The sequence below is a fragment of the Mycobacterium sp. Soil_C_30 genome, from assembly GCF_057656995.1.
Window position 1 is genome coordinate 198,461 of the sequence record NZ_JBDGJH010000009.1, and the last position, 14,263, is coordinate 212,723.

The 14,263-nt window shown below is 68.0% G+C and carries 15 protein-coding genes; 6 read left to right on the forward strand and 9 right to left on the reverse strand.

Going from position 1 to position 14,263, the window contains the following annotated elements:
* The first annotated feature begins 24 nt into the window (after positions 1 to 24).
* Both AC3A6P_RS18815 and AC3A6P_RS18820 read left to right on the forward strand, forming a co-directional pair.
* Entirely contained in the window at positions 25 to 2,058 is a 2,034-nt protein-coding gene (locus AC3A6P_RS18815; RefSeq protein ID WP_487693183.1) for a PTS fructose transporter subunit IIABC, read from the forward strand.
* Positions 2,059 to 2,202: 144 nt separating this feature from the next.
* On the forward strand, positions 2,203 to 2,460 hold the full coding sequence (locus AC3A6P_RS18820) for an HPr family phosphocarrier protein (protein WP_487693184.1): 258 nt from the start codon (positions 2,203 to 2,205) through the stop codon (positions 2,458 to 2,460).
* A gap of 2 nt (positions 2,461 to 2,462) precedes the next feature.
* Here AC3A6P_RS18820 and AC3A6P_RS18825 read toward each other — a convergent pair whose 3' ends face one another.
* Together AC3A6P_RS18825 and AC3A6P_RS18830 are read right to left on the reverse strand one after the other, a co-directional pair.
* Positions 2,463 to 3,470 (reverse strand): hemolysin family protein, encoded by a 1,008-nt coding sequence (locus AC3A6P_RS18825; RefSeq protein WP_487693185.1) that lies wholly within the window; start codon positions 3,468 to 3,470, stop codon positions 2,463 to 2,465.
* A complete protein-coding gene (locus AC3A6P_RS18830; protein WP_487693186.1) occupies positions 3,467 to 4,828 on the reverse strand; it encodes a hemolysin family protein in 1,362 nt (453 codons plus the stop codon). Before AC3A6P_RS18830 ends, AC3A6P_RS18825 begins: the two co-directional genes overlap by 4 nt.
* A 213-nt stretch (positions 4,829 to 5,041) precedes the next feature.
* Between AC3A6P_RS18830 and AC3A6P_RS18835 the strand changes: the two genes are divergently transcribed.
* Together AC3A6P_RS18835 and AC3A6P_RS18840 are read left to right on the forward strand one after the other, a co-directional pair.
* Entirely contained in the window at positions 5,042 to 5,947 is a 906-nt protein-coding gene (locus AC3A6P_RS18835; RefSeq protein ID WP_487693187.1) for a fumarylacetoacetate hydrolase family protein, read from the forward strand.
* A complete protein-coding gene (locus tag AC3A6P_RS18840) occupies positions 5,944 to 7,362 on the forward strand; it encodes a chloride channel protein (RefSeq protein ID WP_487693189.1) in 1,419 nt (472 codons plus the stop codon). Before AC3A6P_RS18835 ends, AC3A6P_RS18840 begins: the two co-directional genes overlap by 4 nt.
* 59 nt (positions 7,363 to 7,421) lie before the next feature.
* Here AC3A6P_RS18840 and AC3A6P_RS18845 read toward each other — a convergent pair whose 3' ends face one another.
* The 6 genes from AC3A6P_RS18845 to AC3A6P_RS18870 all read right to left on the reverse strand — a co-directional run bounded on the left by AC3A6P_RS18845 (position 7,422) and on the right by AC3A6P_RS18870 (position 11,912).
* Entirely contained in the window at positions 7,422 to 7,976 is a 555-nt protein-coding gene (locus AC3A6P_RS18845) for a Dps family protein (protein WP_487693190.1), read from the reverse strand.
* Between the two features lie 75 nt (positions 7,977 to 8,051).
* Positions 8,052 to 8,963, reverse strand: coding sequence for a DNA-3-methyladenine glycosylase family protein (locus AC3A6P_RS18850; RefSeq protein WP_487693191.1), 912 nt, complete (start codon positions 8,961 to 8,963; stop codon positions 8,052 to 8,054).
* Positions 8,960 to 9,337: a DUF427 domain-containing protein gene (locus AC3A6P_RS18855; protein ID WP_487693192.1), complete on the reverse strand. Its 378-nt coding sequence runs from the start codon at positions 9,335 to 9,337 to the stop codon at positions 8,960 to 8,962. Before AC3A6P_RS18855 ends, AC3A6P_RS18850 begins: the two co-directional genes overlap by 4 nt.
* A 176-nt stretch (positions 9,338 to 9,513) precedes the next feature.
* The gene (locus AC3A6P_RS18860) at positions 9,514 to 10,335 is read right to left on the reverse strand and encodes a class I SAM-dependent methyltransferase (protein WP_487693193.1); all 822 of its coding nucleotides are present in this window, start codon (positions 10,333 to 10,335) and stop codon (positions 9,514 to 9,516) included.
* Between the two features lie 9 nt (positions 10,336 to 10,344).
* Positions 10,345 to 11,406, reverse strand: a complete 1,062-nt coding sequence (locus tag AC3A6P_RS18865) for an NAD-dependent epimerase/dehydratase family protein (RefSeq protein WP_487693194.1) — start codon at positions 11,404 to 11,406, stop codon at positions 10,345 to 10,347.
* Positions 11,403 to 11,912 carry a nuclear transport factor 2 family protein gene (locus AC3A6P_RS18870; protein WP_487693195.1) on the reverse strand — a complete coding sequence of 170 codons (510 nt, stop codon included), beginning with the start codon at positions 11,910 to 11,912 and terminating at the stop codon, positions 11,403 to 11,405. Before AC3A6P_RS18870 ends, AC3A6P_RS18865 begins: the two co-directional genes overlap by 4 nt.
* A 169-nt stretch (positions 11,913 to 12,081) precedes the next feature.
* On the opposite strand from AC3A6P_RS18870, the gene msrB reads away from it, so the two are divergent.
* Both msrB and msrA read left to right on the forward strand, forming a co-directional pair.
* Entirely contained in the window at positions 12,082 to 12,537 is a 456-nt protein-coding gene (gene msrB, locus AC3A6P_RS18875; RefSeq protein WP_487693196.1) for a peptide-methionine (R)-S-oxide reductase MsrB, read from the forward strand.
* Positions 12,534 to 13,049, forward strand: coding sequence for a peptide-methionine (S)-S-oxide reductase MsrA (gene msrA / locus AC3A6P_RS18880; RefSeq protein WP_487693197.1), 516 nt, complete (start codon positions 12,534 to 12,536; stop codon positions 13,047 to 13,049). Before msrB ends, msrA begins: the two co-directional genes overlap by 4 nt.
* On the opposite strand, the gene AC3A6P_RS18885 is transcribed toward msrA, so the two are convergent.
* Positions 13,050 to 14,240 carry an ROK family transcriptional regulator gene (locus AC3A6P_RS18885; RefSeq protein ID WP_487693198.1) on the reverse strand — a complete coding sequence of 397 codons (1,191 nt, stop codon included), beginning with the start codon at positions 14,238 to 14,240 and terminating at the stop codon, positions 13,050 to 13,052.
* Positions 14,241 to 14,263 lie beyond the last annotated feature (23 nt).

A 14,263-nucleotide genomic window follows, 5' to 3' on the forward strand; every position in this document is an offset into this window, starting at 1 on the left:
CCGCCGAAACCCGAGGTGTCTGACATGACCAATCCACGCCAACCGATCACCGAGACGGGTCTGGTGCTGCTCGACGTCGACGGTGGCCCAGACAAAGAGGCGGTGATCGGCCGACTGGCCGACCAAGTCGCCGCCGTCGGCCGCTCCACCGACCCCGACGGTCTGCGGGGTGCAGCCATGGCCCGGGAAGCGCAGTCGGCGACCGGCCTGCCCGGTGGTATCGCCATCCCGCACTGCCGCTCGCCGTACGTGGACTCGGCGACCATAGGATTCGCCCGGCTGTCCCCGAAGGTGGATTTCGGTGCCCCCGACGGCCCCGCCGATCTGGTGTTCCTCATCGCGGCCCCCGATTCCGGCGGCGCTGAGCACATGAAGCTGCTCTCCAGCCTGGCCCGTGCCCTGGTACGACCCGATTTCGTCGCGTCACTGCGGGACGCCTCGTCGGCCGAGGAGGTGGTGGGCCTCGTCGAGGACGTGGTCAATCCCGCCCCCGCCCCGGCGCCCGCGGCCGCCCCGGCGCCGGCCGCGGAACCCGCTGTGGCCAACCAGAAGTCGATCGTGGCCATCACCGCGTGCCCCACCGGCATCGCCCACACCTACATGGCCGCCGATTCGCTGGCAGCCGCGGCCAAGCGGGCCGGCGTCGACTTCACCGTGGAGACACAGGGTTCCTCGGGCAGCACCCCGATGTCCGCAGCCACCATCGCCGCTGCCGACGCCGTCATCTTCGCCACCGACGTCGGCGTCAAGGACCGCCAGCGGTTCGCCGGGAAACCGGTGATCGCCTCCGGGGTCAAGCGCGCGATCAACGAACCCGACCAGATGATCACCGATGCCCTGGCCGCCGCCGACAACCCGAACGCCGCGCGGGTGGAAGGTTCTGCGGCTACCACGTCGTCCGCTCCGTCGGGATCCGCCGGCGTGGGCTGGGGTACCAGAACCCGGCAGATCCTGCTCACCGGTGTCAGCTACATGATCCCGTTCGTCGCCGCGGGTGGTCTGCTGATCGCGCTGGGCTTCCTGTTCGCCGGCTACGAGATCGCCAACACCCCCGAGGGCGGCTCACAGTCGTTCGGCAACATGTACGCCCTCGAGAACTCGTTGACCAACCTGCCCCCGGGCGGTCTCACCCAGTACATCGGTGCCGTGCTGTTCACCCTGGGCGGGTTGGCCTTCGGCTTCCTGGTGCCTGCGCTGGCCGGTTACATCGCCTTCGCGATCGCTGACCGGCCCGGTATCGCACCGGGTTTCACCGCAGGTGCGGTGGCGGTGTTCGTGGGTGGCGGCTTCATCGGCGGCATCGTGGCCGGTGTGATGGCGGGCTTCGCGGCGTTGTGGATCAGCCGGATCAACGTGCCCAAGTGGTTCCGCGGTCTCATGCCGGTGGTCATCATCCCGCTGTTCGCGTCGCTGATCATGGGCCTGCTGATGTTCTTCCTGGTCGGCCGTCCGCTGGCGTGGGTGAACACCAGCCTGACCGAGTGGCTGTCGAGCATGTCCGGCACCTCGGCTGTGGTGCTGGGCGTGATCCTGGGCCTGATGATGTGCTTCGACCTGGGCGGTCCGGTCAACAAGGCGGCCTACGCGTTCGCCACCGCCGGCCTGGCCGCGGCCACCACCGCGAGCTTCACCATCATGGCCGCCGTGATGGCCGCGGGTATGGTCCCGCCGCTGGCCATGGCACTGGCGTCGACGGTGCGGCCCGGACTGTTCACCGAGCCGGAACGCGAAAACGGCCGCGCAGCTTGGCTTCTGGGTGCCTCGTTCATCTCCGAGGGCGCCATCCCGTTTGCTGCTGCAGACCCCTTGCGGGTGATCCCGTCGATGATGGCCGGTGGCGCCGTCACCGGTGCGCTGAGCATGGCCCTGGACGTCCAGTGCCGCGCCCCGCACGGCGGCATCTTCGTCCTCTTCGCCATCGACAACAAGCTCGGCTTCCTCATCTCGCTGGTCGCCGGGACCGTCGTCGCCGCGGCGGCCGTGATCGCGGCCAAGCAGTTCCTCGGCGCCAAGCCCAGGGAAACCGCCCCGGCCACGACCGAACTCGCCGCGGCCTGAGGCCGAGGCTGGCGAGGCACGAGCCAGACGAAGGAGATCAGGCCAAAAGTCCGGGCCTGAAACCTGCGCCCAAACCGACACATGGGCCCAAAAGTACGAGTAGAACCCACCATTACGTCGATCTCGACACAGGAGAGAACAACAATGCACACCAAAACCGTCATCGTCGGCTCCGCCATCGGCCTGCACGCCCGCCCCGCCGCCATCATCTCCGAAGCCGTCGTCAAAGCCGGTGTCCCCGTCACCCTTTCGGTGGACGGCGGCGAACCGGTGGACGCCGGCTCGGCCCTGATGATCATGACCCTCGGCGCGGGCAACGGCGCCCAGGTGACCGTCGCCTCGGAGAACGAGGCGACGGTCGACGAGATCGCCAAACTGGTGCAGCAGGACCTCGACGCCTGAGGCTAAGCGGCGGTCTCGCCGGTCGGCATCAACCGGTCCAGCACGTCGGTGAGGGTGATCAACCCCACCGGCGCGTCACCGTCGGTCACCACGGCCAGATGCCCACGCGTTTCGCGCATGGTGCGCAGCGCCTCATACACCGGTGTCGCGCCGCGCAGTACCAGCGCCGGCCGCATCAGATCAGCCGCCGTGGCGCCCGGCCGCGCCGACAGGCTGTCGCGGACATGCACCACACCCTCCACACCGTCACCGAGCACCAGCAGCCGCAGATGCCCGGTGGCACGCGAGACCCTCTGCACCGCAGCGGGATCCGCGTCTGCGGTCACGGCGCTGGGCACCTCACCGGAGACCAGCTCCCCGACTGTCAACGCCTGCAACTCCAGCGCGCTCATCAGATTGGCGCTGTAACGCTCATCGAGTGTGCCGACCGTCGCCGAGTGTTCCACCAGATGCCGCAGAGTGTCCGGGTCCTGTCCGGAGGCCACCTCGTCGACCGGGGTGACACCGACCTTGCGCAGCATCCAGTTCGCGGCGTGGTTCAGTGCGATCAGCAGCGGCCGGAACACCGCCATGAACGCCCGCATGGGCAGCGCCAGCATGATTGCCGAACGCTCCGGGTGCGCGATCGCCCACGACTTCGGCGCCATCTCGCCCACCACCAGGTGCAGGAAGGTGACGATCACCAGCGCCAGTATGAAACCGGCGACGTCAGCCGCCCAGCCGGGCGCTCCCCAGGAGCTGAACAACGGCGTGAGCCAGTGGTGCACAGCGGGTTTGGTGATGGCACCGAGCGCCAGGGTGCACGCGGTGATGCCGAGCTGCGATCCGGCCAACAACACCGACAGCTCGCTCGAGCTGCGCAGCGCGGCGCGGGCGGAGCGACTGCTCGACGCAGCGTCCTCGATACGGTGCCTGCGCGCCGCGATCAACGCGAACTCCACGGCCACGAAGAACGCACTCGCCGCGATCAGCGCGACGGTGATGAGACCGGTGACCAACGGGCTGTTCATCGCTGGGCCTCCTCGGCGCGGACGGCGACGAACACCGACGAGGGCACGTGCTTGTCGACGGCCCGGATCTCGATGGTCAGCAGATCCTGCGGCTGCGGTTCGTCGGCCACCAGATCGGCGGCTTCGGGCTCCAGCGCCACCGCCACCGTGTCGCCGACAGCGGGCAGCCCGCCGGATTCGGCGATGGCCAGACCGGCGATGGTCTCGTAATCGCCCTCGGGCAGAAGGCGATCGAACAGCCGGTGCACCTCGTCGAGCGGGGTGTCGCCGGGCATCACCCAGCCGTCACCTTCGGCCACGGCGTCGTCGTCGGAGTCGGCATCGTGCTCGTCGTCGATCTCCCCGACCAATTCCTCGGCCATGTCCTCGATGGTGACCACACCGGCGAATCCACCGTATTCGTCGATCACCAGCGCCATCTCCTCGTCAGCGGCGCGCAGCGCCCCCAACACCGACGGCAGCGGCATCGCTGTCGGCACGATCACCGTTGGGCGACAACGTGTTCCAGCGGTTCCGCCGGACACCTCAGGATCCAGTAGATCCAGCATGCGCACCACACCGCGCAGATCATCGACGTCCTCCCCGACGACCGGGTACCGGGTGTGCCCACGGGCCATCAGCGCCAGCACGGCGTCAGCGGGTTCGTCGGCGTGCACCACATCCACGCGCGACCGCGGGATCATGGCGTGCTCGGCGGTCCGGGTCGGGAAGTCCAGCGTCCGGTCCAGCAGCGCGGACAGATCGCGCGGCAGCTCCCCCGCATCGCGGGAAGCGGCCACGATGTGCTCGAGATCCCTTGGCGTTGCCGAGTGTTCGACATCGTGCACCGGCTCGATACGCAGCGCCCGCAGCAGCAGGTTCGAGCTCTGGTCGAACAGCCAGATCAGCCAGCCGAACAACCGCAGATACCAGGTGGTCGACAACGCCAGCGCGCGGGCCACCGGCTCCGGCCGGGCGATGGCGAGGTTCTTGGGAAACAGCTCGCCGAAGAGCATCTGCACCAGCGTCGAGAACACGATTGCGGCCACCGCACCGATGGCGATGCCCACCCCGGTGGGCACGTGGGCGCCACCGAGCAGCACTCCGATGCTCTCGCCGATCAAGGGTTCGGCGACGTACCCGACCAGCAGGCCGGTGACCGTGATGCCCAGCTGGGCGCCCGAGAGCATGAACGACGTCCGTCGGGTCACGGCCAGCGCGCGTTGTGACGCGCCGTCACCGGATTCGGCGCGCGCTTTCAGGCGCGACCGGTCGACGGCCATATAGGCGAATTCTTGAGCAACGAAGTATCCGGTCAGCGCGGTGATGAAGAGCACCACGACGACGCCGAGCGCGATACCGGCAACCGCTGTCACCATCTCCCCACCTCCGGCCTGCAACTCGTCGCGGCATCAGTCCGGGGTGGGACGGGTCTTCGGGGTTCGGCGGGCAAGCGCCTCATCACTCCCTCTGCGGTCGATTTCGGATAGAGGATCCCGAGCATAACGGAATCCCACATCAACGCAGGTCAGCGCTCAGGTCGCAGCCTCGGAAGCCGAAATCCGGGCGCCGCAATGGCACAGTGGACAACCATGAAGCTGCGCAGAGTCCTGACCGACAATGTTCTGCACACCCAGCGGCTCCACGACGGAACCTGGCAGGAACTCCCGGGCGCGTCGCCGCTGGGGCCGTCCCCGTTCACACCGGAGTGGGAACTCGCCACTGCGAACCGTCACCTGCAGCACTCGAATGCACTGCTGCCGTTCACCCCGCTGTCGTTCCGCGACTTCCTGCTCAGCGAAACACACAACGTCAACGCCGCTCGCGGCATGCTGGCCCGGTTCTACCCAAAGCAGGCGCGTATCACCTCGGTGGCCGAAAGGCTCACGCGCCGAACGTTTCCCCTGTTCCGGCCGAAGAAACTCTTCTATCAACAACCGATCTACTACATGTCGAACGCCATGACGATCGTGCCGACGGGCACCCCGGTGGCCTTCCCCGGGTACTCCCACGGGCTGGATTTCGAGCTCGAACTCGGTTTCGTGTTGGCCGAACCCCTGCACAACGCCGGTCCGGCCGAGGCCACCGACGCCATCGGCGCATTCGTCCTGCTCAACGATTTCAGCGCGCGCGACGTGCAGCGCAACGAGATGAACAGCGGCCTCGGCCCACAGAAGTCCAAACACTTCCTCAGCTCCATGTCGGAGATCGCGGTCACCGCCGACGAGGTGCTGCCGCGTTTCGACACGCTCACCGGCTCGGTGGCGATCAACGGCGGGGTGGTGAGCACCGTCGGCACCTCCGGACTGCAGTGGACCATCGGTGACGTGCTGGCCCACGCCTCGCGCGATGAGCAGTTGTTGCCGGGCGAGCTGATCGGCCTGGGCACCCTGGCCGGCGGGTCCGGCATGGAGACCGGGAACTGGCTGCGTCCGGGCGACACCCTCCGTCTGGAACTCGACGGGATCGGAACCGTCGAACACGAGATCCTGCCGTGACGGGCACGTCCGGCGGACGGTTGGGCGCCTTCGTCCGGGAGTCGGGTTACCTCCGCAAGTGGCTGATCCTGGGGGTGTCCATCGGCGTCATCGCCGGCCTCGGGGCGGTGGTGTTCTACCTGGCGCTGAAGTACTCCACCGAGTTCCTTCTCGGCTATCTGGGTGGTTATGACGTCCCGACGGCGTTCGCCGACGGCAATGACCGCGGGTCCGAGGGCTTCGACCGCCCCTGGGCGATCCCGTTGATCACCACCGCCGGCGCGCTGGTCTCGGCGCTCATCGTCGCCGCACTCGCCCCGGAGGCCAAAGGGCACGGCACCGACAACGCCATCGAAGCGGTGCACACTGATCCACGCGCCATCCGCGCGCGGGCGGTCCTGGTCAAGATGGTCTCCAGCGCGCTCACCATCGGGTCCGGCGGTTCCGCCGGACGTGAGGGCCCGACGGCGCAGATCTCTGCGGGGTTCGGGTCGCTGCTGACCAGGTGGCTGGATCTGTCCGACGCAGACGGGCGGGTGGCGGTATCACTGGGAATCGGCAGCGGTATCGGCTCGATCTTCGGTGCGCCCCTGGGCGGCGCGGTCCTCGCGGCCTCGATCGTCTACCGCGAGGATTTCGATTACCGGGCCCTGATACCCGGCTTCATCACCTCCGGTACCGCGTATGCGGTGTTCGGGTCCATCGTGGGTTTCGACCCGTTGTTCGGTTACCTCGCCACCGACTATCGCTTCGACCCGGCGCAACTACCCTGGTTCCTGCTGGTCGGAATCGTCTCCGCCGCAGTCGGTTACCTGTACGCCAAGATCTTCTACGGCACGGTGGCGTTAGCGGATCGCCTCGCCATTCCGGGTGGGTCCGTTGTGAAACCGGCCGTCGGCGGTCTGTTGGTGGGCCTGCTGGCGTTGATGATTCCCCAGATCCTGTCCAGCGGTTACGGGTGGGTGCAGCTTGCGGCTGACCGGGACACTCTGATGGCGATACCGCTGTGGATCGTCATCGTTCTCCCGATCGCCAAGATCGTGGCGACCTCGCTGTCCATCGGGACGGGTGGCTCCGGCGGCATCTTCGGGCCCGGCATCGTCATCGGCGGGTTCGTCGGGGCCGCGATCTGGCGACTGGCCGAGTTGGCCGGTGCCCCAGCGCTTCCCGACGGGCCGGCGGTGTTCATGATCATCGCGATGATGGCGTGTTTCGGCAGCGTCGCCCATGCGCCGCTGGCGGTGATGATCATGGTCGCGGAGATGACGGGGTCATTCTCCGTGATTCCCGGCGCGATGGTGGGAGTGGGCATCGCCTACCTGCTGATCACCCGCACCACGGTGTCGATGTACCGGGCGCAGCGACTCGACCGGGACACCGCCGCAGCCGAACGCGGTGTCCTACCGGCCCGCAAGGCCACGGATTCCGAGTACTGATCCCGCCCAACATGATTCAGGCCCGCACCACAGCGGCGCGGGCCTGAATCGAGTGTTGGCTACTTCTTGGCCTTCTGCTTGGCCTTGCGGGCGGCTCCCTTTTCGGTGCTCTCGCCCGAGCTGACGATCTCACCGCCGGAGTTCTCCAGGTGTGCACGCACGAACCACTGGAACTTCTCCAGCTCGGCGGAGTGCCCGATCAACATGTCCTCCGACACCGGATCCAGGTCGCCGAGGGTTTCGATGTACTTGCGGGTGTCTTCGATCACCCCGTCGTACACCAGGTTCACCGCGGCCAGATGGGCGAGCACGTTGTCGCGACCCACAGAGTAGTCATCCCAGGTGCGGTCCTTGAGGATGGCGCCGGGGGTGCCCTGCGGTGACGCACCCAGCGCGGCGATGCGCTCGGCGGTTTCGTCGGCGTACCCGCGAACCAGTTCGACCTGAGGGTCGATCATCTCGTGCACGCCGATGAAGTTGGGTCCCACCACGTTCCAGTGCACGTGCTTGAGGGTGAGGTGCAGGTCGTTGTACGTGCTGAGCTGCTTCTGTAGCAGGTCGGTCACCTTGCGGGCCGTGTCCTGCGACATCCCGGGAACAGTGAAGCTAGGCATAGTTGCTCCTTTGCCTGAAGTATTTGCCGATCGGGTGTGGTGTACCCGGACTGCCGCTCCCGTAACAGGCTCAGGTCAGAGCGCAGAAATGTTCTGCACCGGCAGCCGTGGTCCCTGCCGCGGCTCATGCGCATACCCGCTGACGTACAACAGCCGCACCACGCGGTGCCGGTGCGGCCGCATGGGCTCGAGCAACTCGACCATCTCGTCGTCGTCCACCGGGTAACCGAGCAATGTCCAGCCGATCATCTTGCAGACGTGATAGTCGCCCACCGAGAGCGCGTCGGCGTCGCCGAAGGCACGCTGCGCGGTTTCGGCGGCGGTCCAGACGCCGACGCCGGGCAGCGACATCATCGCCGTACGCACCTCCTCAGGGGCACGGTGCACCAGACGCTCCAAGGAGTCGGCCCGCTGAGCGCACCCCACGACGGTCCGCGCACGTCCGGGGTCGATGTTGGCGCGGTGAAACTCCCATGACGGAATACGCCGCCACACCTCGGCCGCGGGAAACACCCGCATCCGCTCCGGCGCCGGCCCCGGAGCCGGTGTGCCGTACTTGGTCACCAGCAACCGCCAGGCGCGGAACGCGTCGGCGCCGGGCACCCGCTGCTCGATCACCGCCGGGATCAGCGCCTCGAGCACCTGCGATGTTCGTCCGAGCCGCAGGTGCGGCGCCTTGCGCAACGCGTCGGCCACCAGCGGGTGCGTCGGCACGAAGTCGCCGGCGTCATCGTCGGCGCCCAGGTATGCCGGGAGGCCGTCGGCGAATTCCGCTGCGCCCGGACCCCACATCTGCGCACGCACGGCATTCGGCGCGGTGCGGACGATCCGCGCCGTCACCGGCCCGGAAGTCAGCAGGCTGGTACGCCAGATCGCGCCGTCGGCAATCTGGAACGTCGGGTCACCCGAGCCGCGCCGCAGCGGGGACAGTGTGGCCCCTGGGCTGGCCGGGCCGTCGAAGATGACGGTGCGTTCGAGGGTGGTCAATCGTCGGTGACGCTGATCTCGGCTTTGTCCGGGTAGAACGCGACATGCCCGGCGATCGCCGCCACCGCGGGGTAGGGATGCTCGTAGGCCCAGATCGCGTCGTCGACGGTGGTGCCCCCAGCGGTGACGCTGTAGTAGCTGGCGTCACCCTTGTAGGGGCAGTACGTGGTGGTCGTGGTGCACGTCAGCCCGTGCTGCGCCACGTCGGTGAAGGGAATGTATTGCACCGCAGGGTAAGTGGATTCCTGCAGGGTCAGGGCGGAACGGGTGTCGGCGACCACGTCACCGTTGACCCGGACCACGACGCGGCCCGCGGTGGGCTCGATGGTGATGGGATGGTCGGGACCGGGCTGCAGGACCTTGCGCTGACCCATTCTGATACCTCCTGGCGATGCTCCAGAGTAGCTGTTCGGCGGCGCCGCGGCGGCTGCGCTTCCGGCTTGACTGCGCCGGGCTCACCCACCGTGACGGCCACTGTGGAGATCAACGCCGACCCCGGGCAGGTGTATGCCCTGAGCTCCCTGGAACGCCGGGGCCACCGCACGTCCTGTCAACGGCCACCGAATGCGTAGCGATGGTAGGTCGCCATGTTCCGCAGGGCGGGTACCGAACTCATCGCCGCGCCGAGGATTCGGTAGGCCCGCGGCACCGCACGGAAGCTGTCGGCCTGGAAGGCCGAGACCCAGGCCAGCAGCCGGGTTCCCGGAACGGCGCCGGTGATGTCATCGGGAGAATCGATGCCCCACGACAGCGTCGAGCCGGACCGCCGGACCACGGAATTGGTGAATTGCGCACGAATGCCGAGGCGGTTGAACGCGTCGAACTGCAGCTCACCGGACCCGAAGTGCTCGACCACCCGACGCAGCATGGCCACCCCGTCCTCACGCGTGAGGTACATGGTCAGGCCCTCGCCGATCAGCAGGGCGGGGCGGTCTGCGGCGATACCGGTCAGCCAGCCCGGATCCGTGACCGAGGCGGCGACGACGTGCGTGTGGTCACGCTGCGGATAGACCTGTGTACGCAGGCCGATCACCTCGGGGTGGTCGACATCGAACCACTCGACGCCCGGTCCGGGGTCCAGGCGGAACACCCGCGCGTCCAGGCCGCAGCCCAGGTGCAGCACCGCTGCTTTCGGATGAGCGGCCAGGAACTGCGCCGCCCAGTGGTCGAAGTGTGCGCTTCGGGTGGTCACCGCCGGGGCGCGGCGGGCGTCGATCGTGGTGCGGGCCCAGTCGTAGTCGATCTTCTCGACGGCCGCCTTGGCGAACCGATCGCCCAGGATCGGCCGGGGCGCGTCGGCGTCGAGCGCTTTGGCATACAGCGTCGCCAACATGGTCTGGGGCGGGCCGTTCAGATTCACGGGAACACCCATGAGTCCACGCTAGTCCGACGCGCGGGCCTTCCTGCGCTCCGCGCGCATATCCGCCCAGAACCGCGCGGCTTCGCGCACCGACTCCTGCACCGGCCGGGGCTCCCACTGCAGTTCGCGACGTGCCTTCGCGCAGTCCACGCGCGCTTCGGCCCGCATCAGCCGCACCGATTCCAGCGTCAGCCGCTCGTCCGTGCCGCGCAGTCGCGCCTTGAGTGTGCCGACGGCCGCCATGGCCCACAGCGCGGGCAGCGGAATGGTCCGTGTGGGTGGGTCCACGCCGGCCTCGTCGGCGGCTATCCGGACCACCTCGGCGTTGCTGATCATCCGCTCGGAGACCAGGTAGCGTTCACCCGGGCGACCGTGTTCGGCGGCCTTGATCAGTGCGTCTGCCGCGTCTTCGACGCCCACCGCCTCGAGTGAGATCCGGTCGAGTACAAACGGCATCTTCCCGAACACCGTCCCGGCGATCAGCGCGCCGTGCGGTGTCATGCCGTAATCGCCGCGGCCGTAGGTGCTGGCCACGCACATCGCCACCGCCGGCAGACCTTTGGTCCTGGCGTACTCCAACACCAGGTCCTCGGCCTGCACCCGCGAGCGGACGTAGGCCGTCAGTCCATGCCGGTCGATCTCGTCCCTCTCGGTGGCGACGCGCCCGTGCTTGCGCCCCACTGTCGAGTAGCTGCTGGTGAACACGAACTTCCGCAGGCCGCTCGAGACGGCCACGTCGAGCACCCCGCGCAACCCTTCGACGTTGGTGCGGAACAGCGGCGCAGGATCTCGCAACCACGCGCGGGTGTCGACCACGCAGTAGTACACGACGTCGCAGCCGGCCATCGCCGCGCGCACGGTGTCGAGGTCGAAGATGTCGCCGACGAACCGGGTGACGTCCAGGTCGTCGATGCTGACGGTGTTGGCGCTCGGCCGCACCATGACGCGGACGTCCTCGCCGGCAGCGACGAGCCGGCGCGTGACGTGCGAGCCGAGGAATCCGTTGGCGCCGATCACCAGAGCCGTCGTCCCGCGCCCGGTCCTCTCTCCCCCTCGTCCCCCGGGCTCGTCGACCGGGCTCATGAGCGTTTCCCGTACTTGGCGAACCACGCCGCCGCCTCGTCGTCGAGAGTGCCGAGTGCCTCCGCTTTGCGGCACCACTTGACGCTGGCCGCCACGAACCGCAGCGGGTTGTAGATGTCCTCCTGACGCCGCCATTTGCCGTCGCCGGCGTAGGTGACGATGGAGATGTTGGTGGCACTGATGACGGTGCCGTCGCCGGGATCGCGCATCGGGTTGTCGAGTTCGCAGATCACGCGACCGGTCGGCTCGTCGATGACACTCCACAGCGACGGGAACGACGTCATGTAGCTGCCGGGAAACACCGTCATGGTTTTCCAGATCCAGGAGCGGACCGCGTCACGGCCGTGCATGGTGCCCGCCGCGTGCTCGACATAGGTCACGTCGTCGGTGTAGTGCTCCACCCAGGCGTCCCAGTCCTGGGTGCGCGCCGCGCGGTCCACCGTCTGCTCGAACGTGGCGAACGCGGCGGTCAGCTCGTCGCGGGTGAAAGTGCTTGCAGCCGTCACAATCAGAACTAGAACACGTTCTAGCCGCGTTTGTCGAGAGTGGTCCACCCTGGTGAAGCGGGTCGTGGCGTGCAACCCCGGACGGCTGGGTACGCCGGTAAACAGGACGGTTGCAGGACTATCTGAACGTGACTTGAGGTTATACAGACAGTCTGACAAGGAAGGACACATGACCAGGGCCTATAACAAGAATCCGGACGCGATCAACGCTTTGTCACCCGAGCAGTACCAGGTGACGCAGAAGAACGGCACCGAACGCCCGTTCACCGGCGAGTACTGGGACAACCACGAGCCCGGTATCTACGTCGACGTGGTGTCCGGCGAGCCGCTGTTCGCCTCGGTGGACAAATTCGAGAGCGGCAGCGGGTGGCCGAGTTTCACCAAGCCCATCGAAGCGGAGAACGTGCTGGAGAAGCGCGATCTGAGCCATTTCATGATCCGCACCGAGGTGCGCTCCGCACACGGTGACAGCCATCTGGGACACCTGTTCGACGACGGTCCCCGCGATCAGGGTGGGTTGCGCTACTGCATCAACTCGGCTTCGCTGAGATTCATCCACCTCGACGACCTCGAGTCGGAGGGGTACGGCCAGTACACCAAGCTCTTCAAGGAGGCACAGGCGTGAGCGCTACCAAGACCGCGATCCTGGCGGGCGGCTGCTTCTGGGGCATGCAGGATCTGATCCGCAAGCAGCCCGGCGTCGTCTCGACCCGCGTCGGCTACACCGGCGGTGCCAACGATCATCCGACGTACCGGAATCATCCCGGGCACGCCGAAGCCATCGAGATCGAGTACGACCCGGCACAGACCGACTTTCGCACCCTGCTGGAGTTCTTTTTCCAGATCCACGATCCGAGCACCAAGGATCGTCAGGGCAACGACGTCGGCACCAGCTACCGGTCGGCGATCTTCTACCTCGACGACGAGCAGAAGCGCGTCGCGGAGGACACCATCGCCGATGTGGACGCCTCCGGTCTGTGGCCCGGCAAGGTGGTCACCGAGGTGACTCCCGCAAGCGACTTCTGGGAAGCCGAGCCGGAGCACCAGGACTACCTGGTGCACTACCCGAATGGCTACACCTGCCACTTCCCGCGCGCAGGCTGGAAGCTGCCCAAGCGGGCGACCCAGAACGCCTGATCAACCGGAGTGGGCGTGTGCGCGCGCCCACTCCGCCAGCGCGGCCTCGGTGGTGAGGTGGTCCAGGCCGCGTAGGACGGCGCCCAGCAGCGGCGCTTCGTCGCCGTGCAGTCCATCGAGCACGGGTGGGGCCGCGGCCTTGCGGAACGCCATCAATCCGTCCAGATAGGCCTGCTGAAAAGCTGCGGGCGCAGCAGCGCGCAAGCCCACGGCCAGCCCACCGAGTGTCACCACGTCGGGATCGTGCAGATTCACCAGTCCCCCCACCCCGCGCCCCAGGGCGGTGGCCACCTCGGTGAACGCTGCGCGGGTGCGGGTCGTGGACGTAGCCTCCAGCAGGCTGTGGGCGTACTCGACCGGATCGTCCGGCGGAGCCGCCCCGAGATGACGCGCCAGCGCACGCCCGTCGACGGTCAGGTCCCAGCAGGCCCGGGCCCCGCACGGGCACACCAGATCCGGGTCGCCGAACGGCACATGGCCGTACTCGCCGGCGGCGCCGTGGGCTCCGGCCAGCGGAACGCCGTCGACCACCAACGTCCCGCCCAAGCCGACCGCGACGATGAGATGCAGTGCGGTGCCCGCCGACCGGGCCGCACCCGTGCGCGCCTCGGCCAGTCCGGCCAGGGTGGCGTCGTTGCCGATCAACAGCGGCACCCCGGCAGGTAGCCGTTCGGTCAGTACGGACAACTCGACGTCTTTCCAGCCTCTGGTGGTGAACTGCACCAGCCGCGACCCGCTGACCGTGCCGGCCACCGACACCGAGACCGCGCCGATACGGTCGGGATCGCGCTCATGGGCCGCGGCCAGCGCCGCGCCCAGTTCGGTGAGCAACCGCGGCAGCCGCTTGCCGGCATGTTCGCCGCGATCGATCACCTGCCAGCGGCCGTCCAACCCGGCGGTGGCCAACCGCCAGTCTGCGGCCCGCACCTCGGCGGCCAGCACCAGCGGGCCTCCGGGGTGCGGCACCAGAACGCTCGTGGGCCTGCCCCGCCCCTGGGCCGGCGCGGGTAGCTCGTCGAGCAGCCATGCCCGCCGTAACCGCGCCAACAGGTCAGTGGCACTGCCGCTGCCGATGCCCAGCCGCGCAGCCGCGGCCGCCCGGGTGATGCCGGGTTCGGCGCGGACCAACGCCAGCAGTTGCGCGGCGCTGAGCCACCGCAACTGGTCGGCCGATCGCTGCTCCTGGGGCATATCGGCGAACACCTTACCCAGCG

Bases quoted from the DNA above. Each gene is read 5' to 3' on its own strand.
- AC3A6P_RS18815 (WP_487693183.1), top strand. From the start codon at position 25: ATGACCAATCCACGCCAACCGATCACCGAGACGGGTCTGGTGCTGCTC.
- AC3A6P_RS18820 (WP_487693184.1), top strand. From the start codon at position 2,203: ATGCACACCAAAACCGTCATCGTCGGCTCCGCCATCGGCCTGCACGCC.
- AC3A6P_RS18825 (WP_487693185.1), bottom strand. From the start codon at position 3,470: ATGAACAGCCCGTTGGTCACCGGTCTCATCACCGTCGCGCTGATCGCG.
- AC3A6P_RS18830 (WP_487693186.1), bottom strand. From the start codon at position 4,828: ATGGTGACAGCGGTTGCCGGTATCGCGCTCGGCGTCGTCGTGGTGCTC.
- AC3A6P_RS18835 (WP_487693187.1), top strand. From the start codon at position 5,042: ATGAAGCTGCGCAGAGTCCTGACCGACAATGTTCTGCACACCCAGCGG.
- AC3A6P_RS18845 (WP_487693190.1), bottom strand. From the start codon at position 7,976: ATGCCTAGCTTCACTGTTCCCGGGATGTCGCAGGACACGGCCCGCAAG.
- AC3A6P_RS18855 (WP_487693192.1), bottom strand. From the start codon at position 9,337: ATGGGTCAGCGCAAGGTCCTGCAGCCCGGTCCCGACCATCCCATCACC.
- AC3A6P_RS18860 (WP_487693193.1), bottom strand. From the start codon at position 10,335: ATGGGTGTTCCCGTGAATCTGAACGGCCCGCCCCAGACCATGTTGGCG.
- AC3A6P_RS18865 (WP_487693194.1), bottom strand. From the start codon at position 11,406: ATGAGCCCGGTCGACGAGCCCGGGGGACGAGGGGGAGAGAGGACCGGG.
- msrB (WP_487693196.1), top strand. From the start codon at position 12,082: ATGACCAGGGCCTATAACAAGAATCCGGACGCGATCAACGCTTTGTCA.
- AC3A6P_RS18885 (WP_487693198.1), bottom strand. From the start codon at position 14,240: ATGCCCCAGGAGCAGCGATCGGCCGACCAGTTGCGGTGGCTCAGCGCC.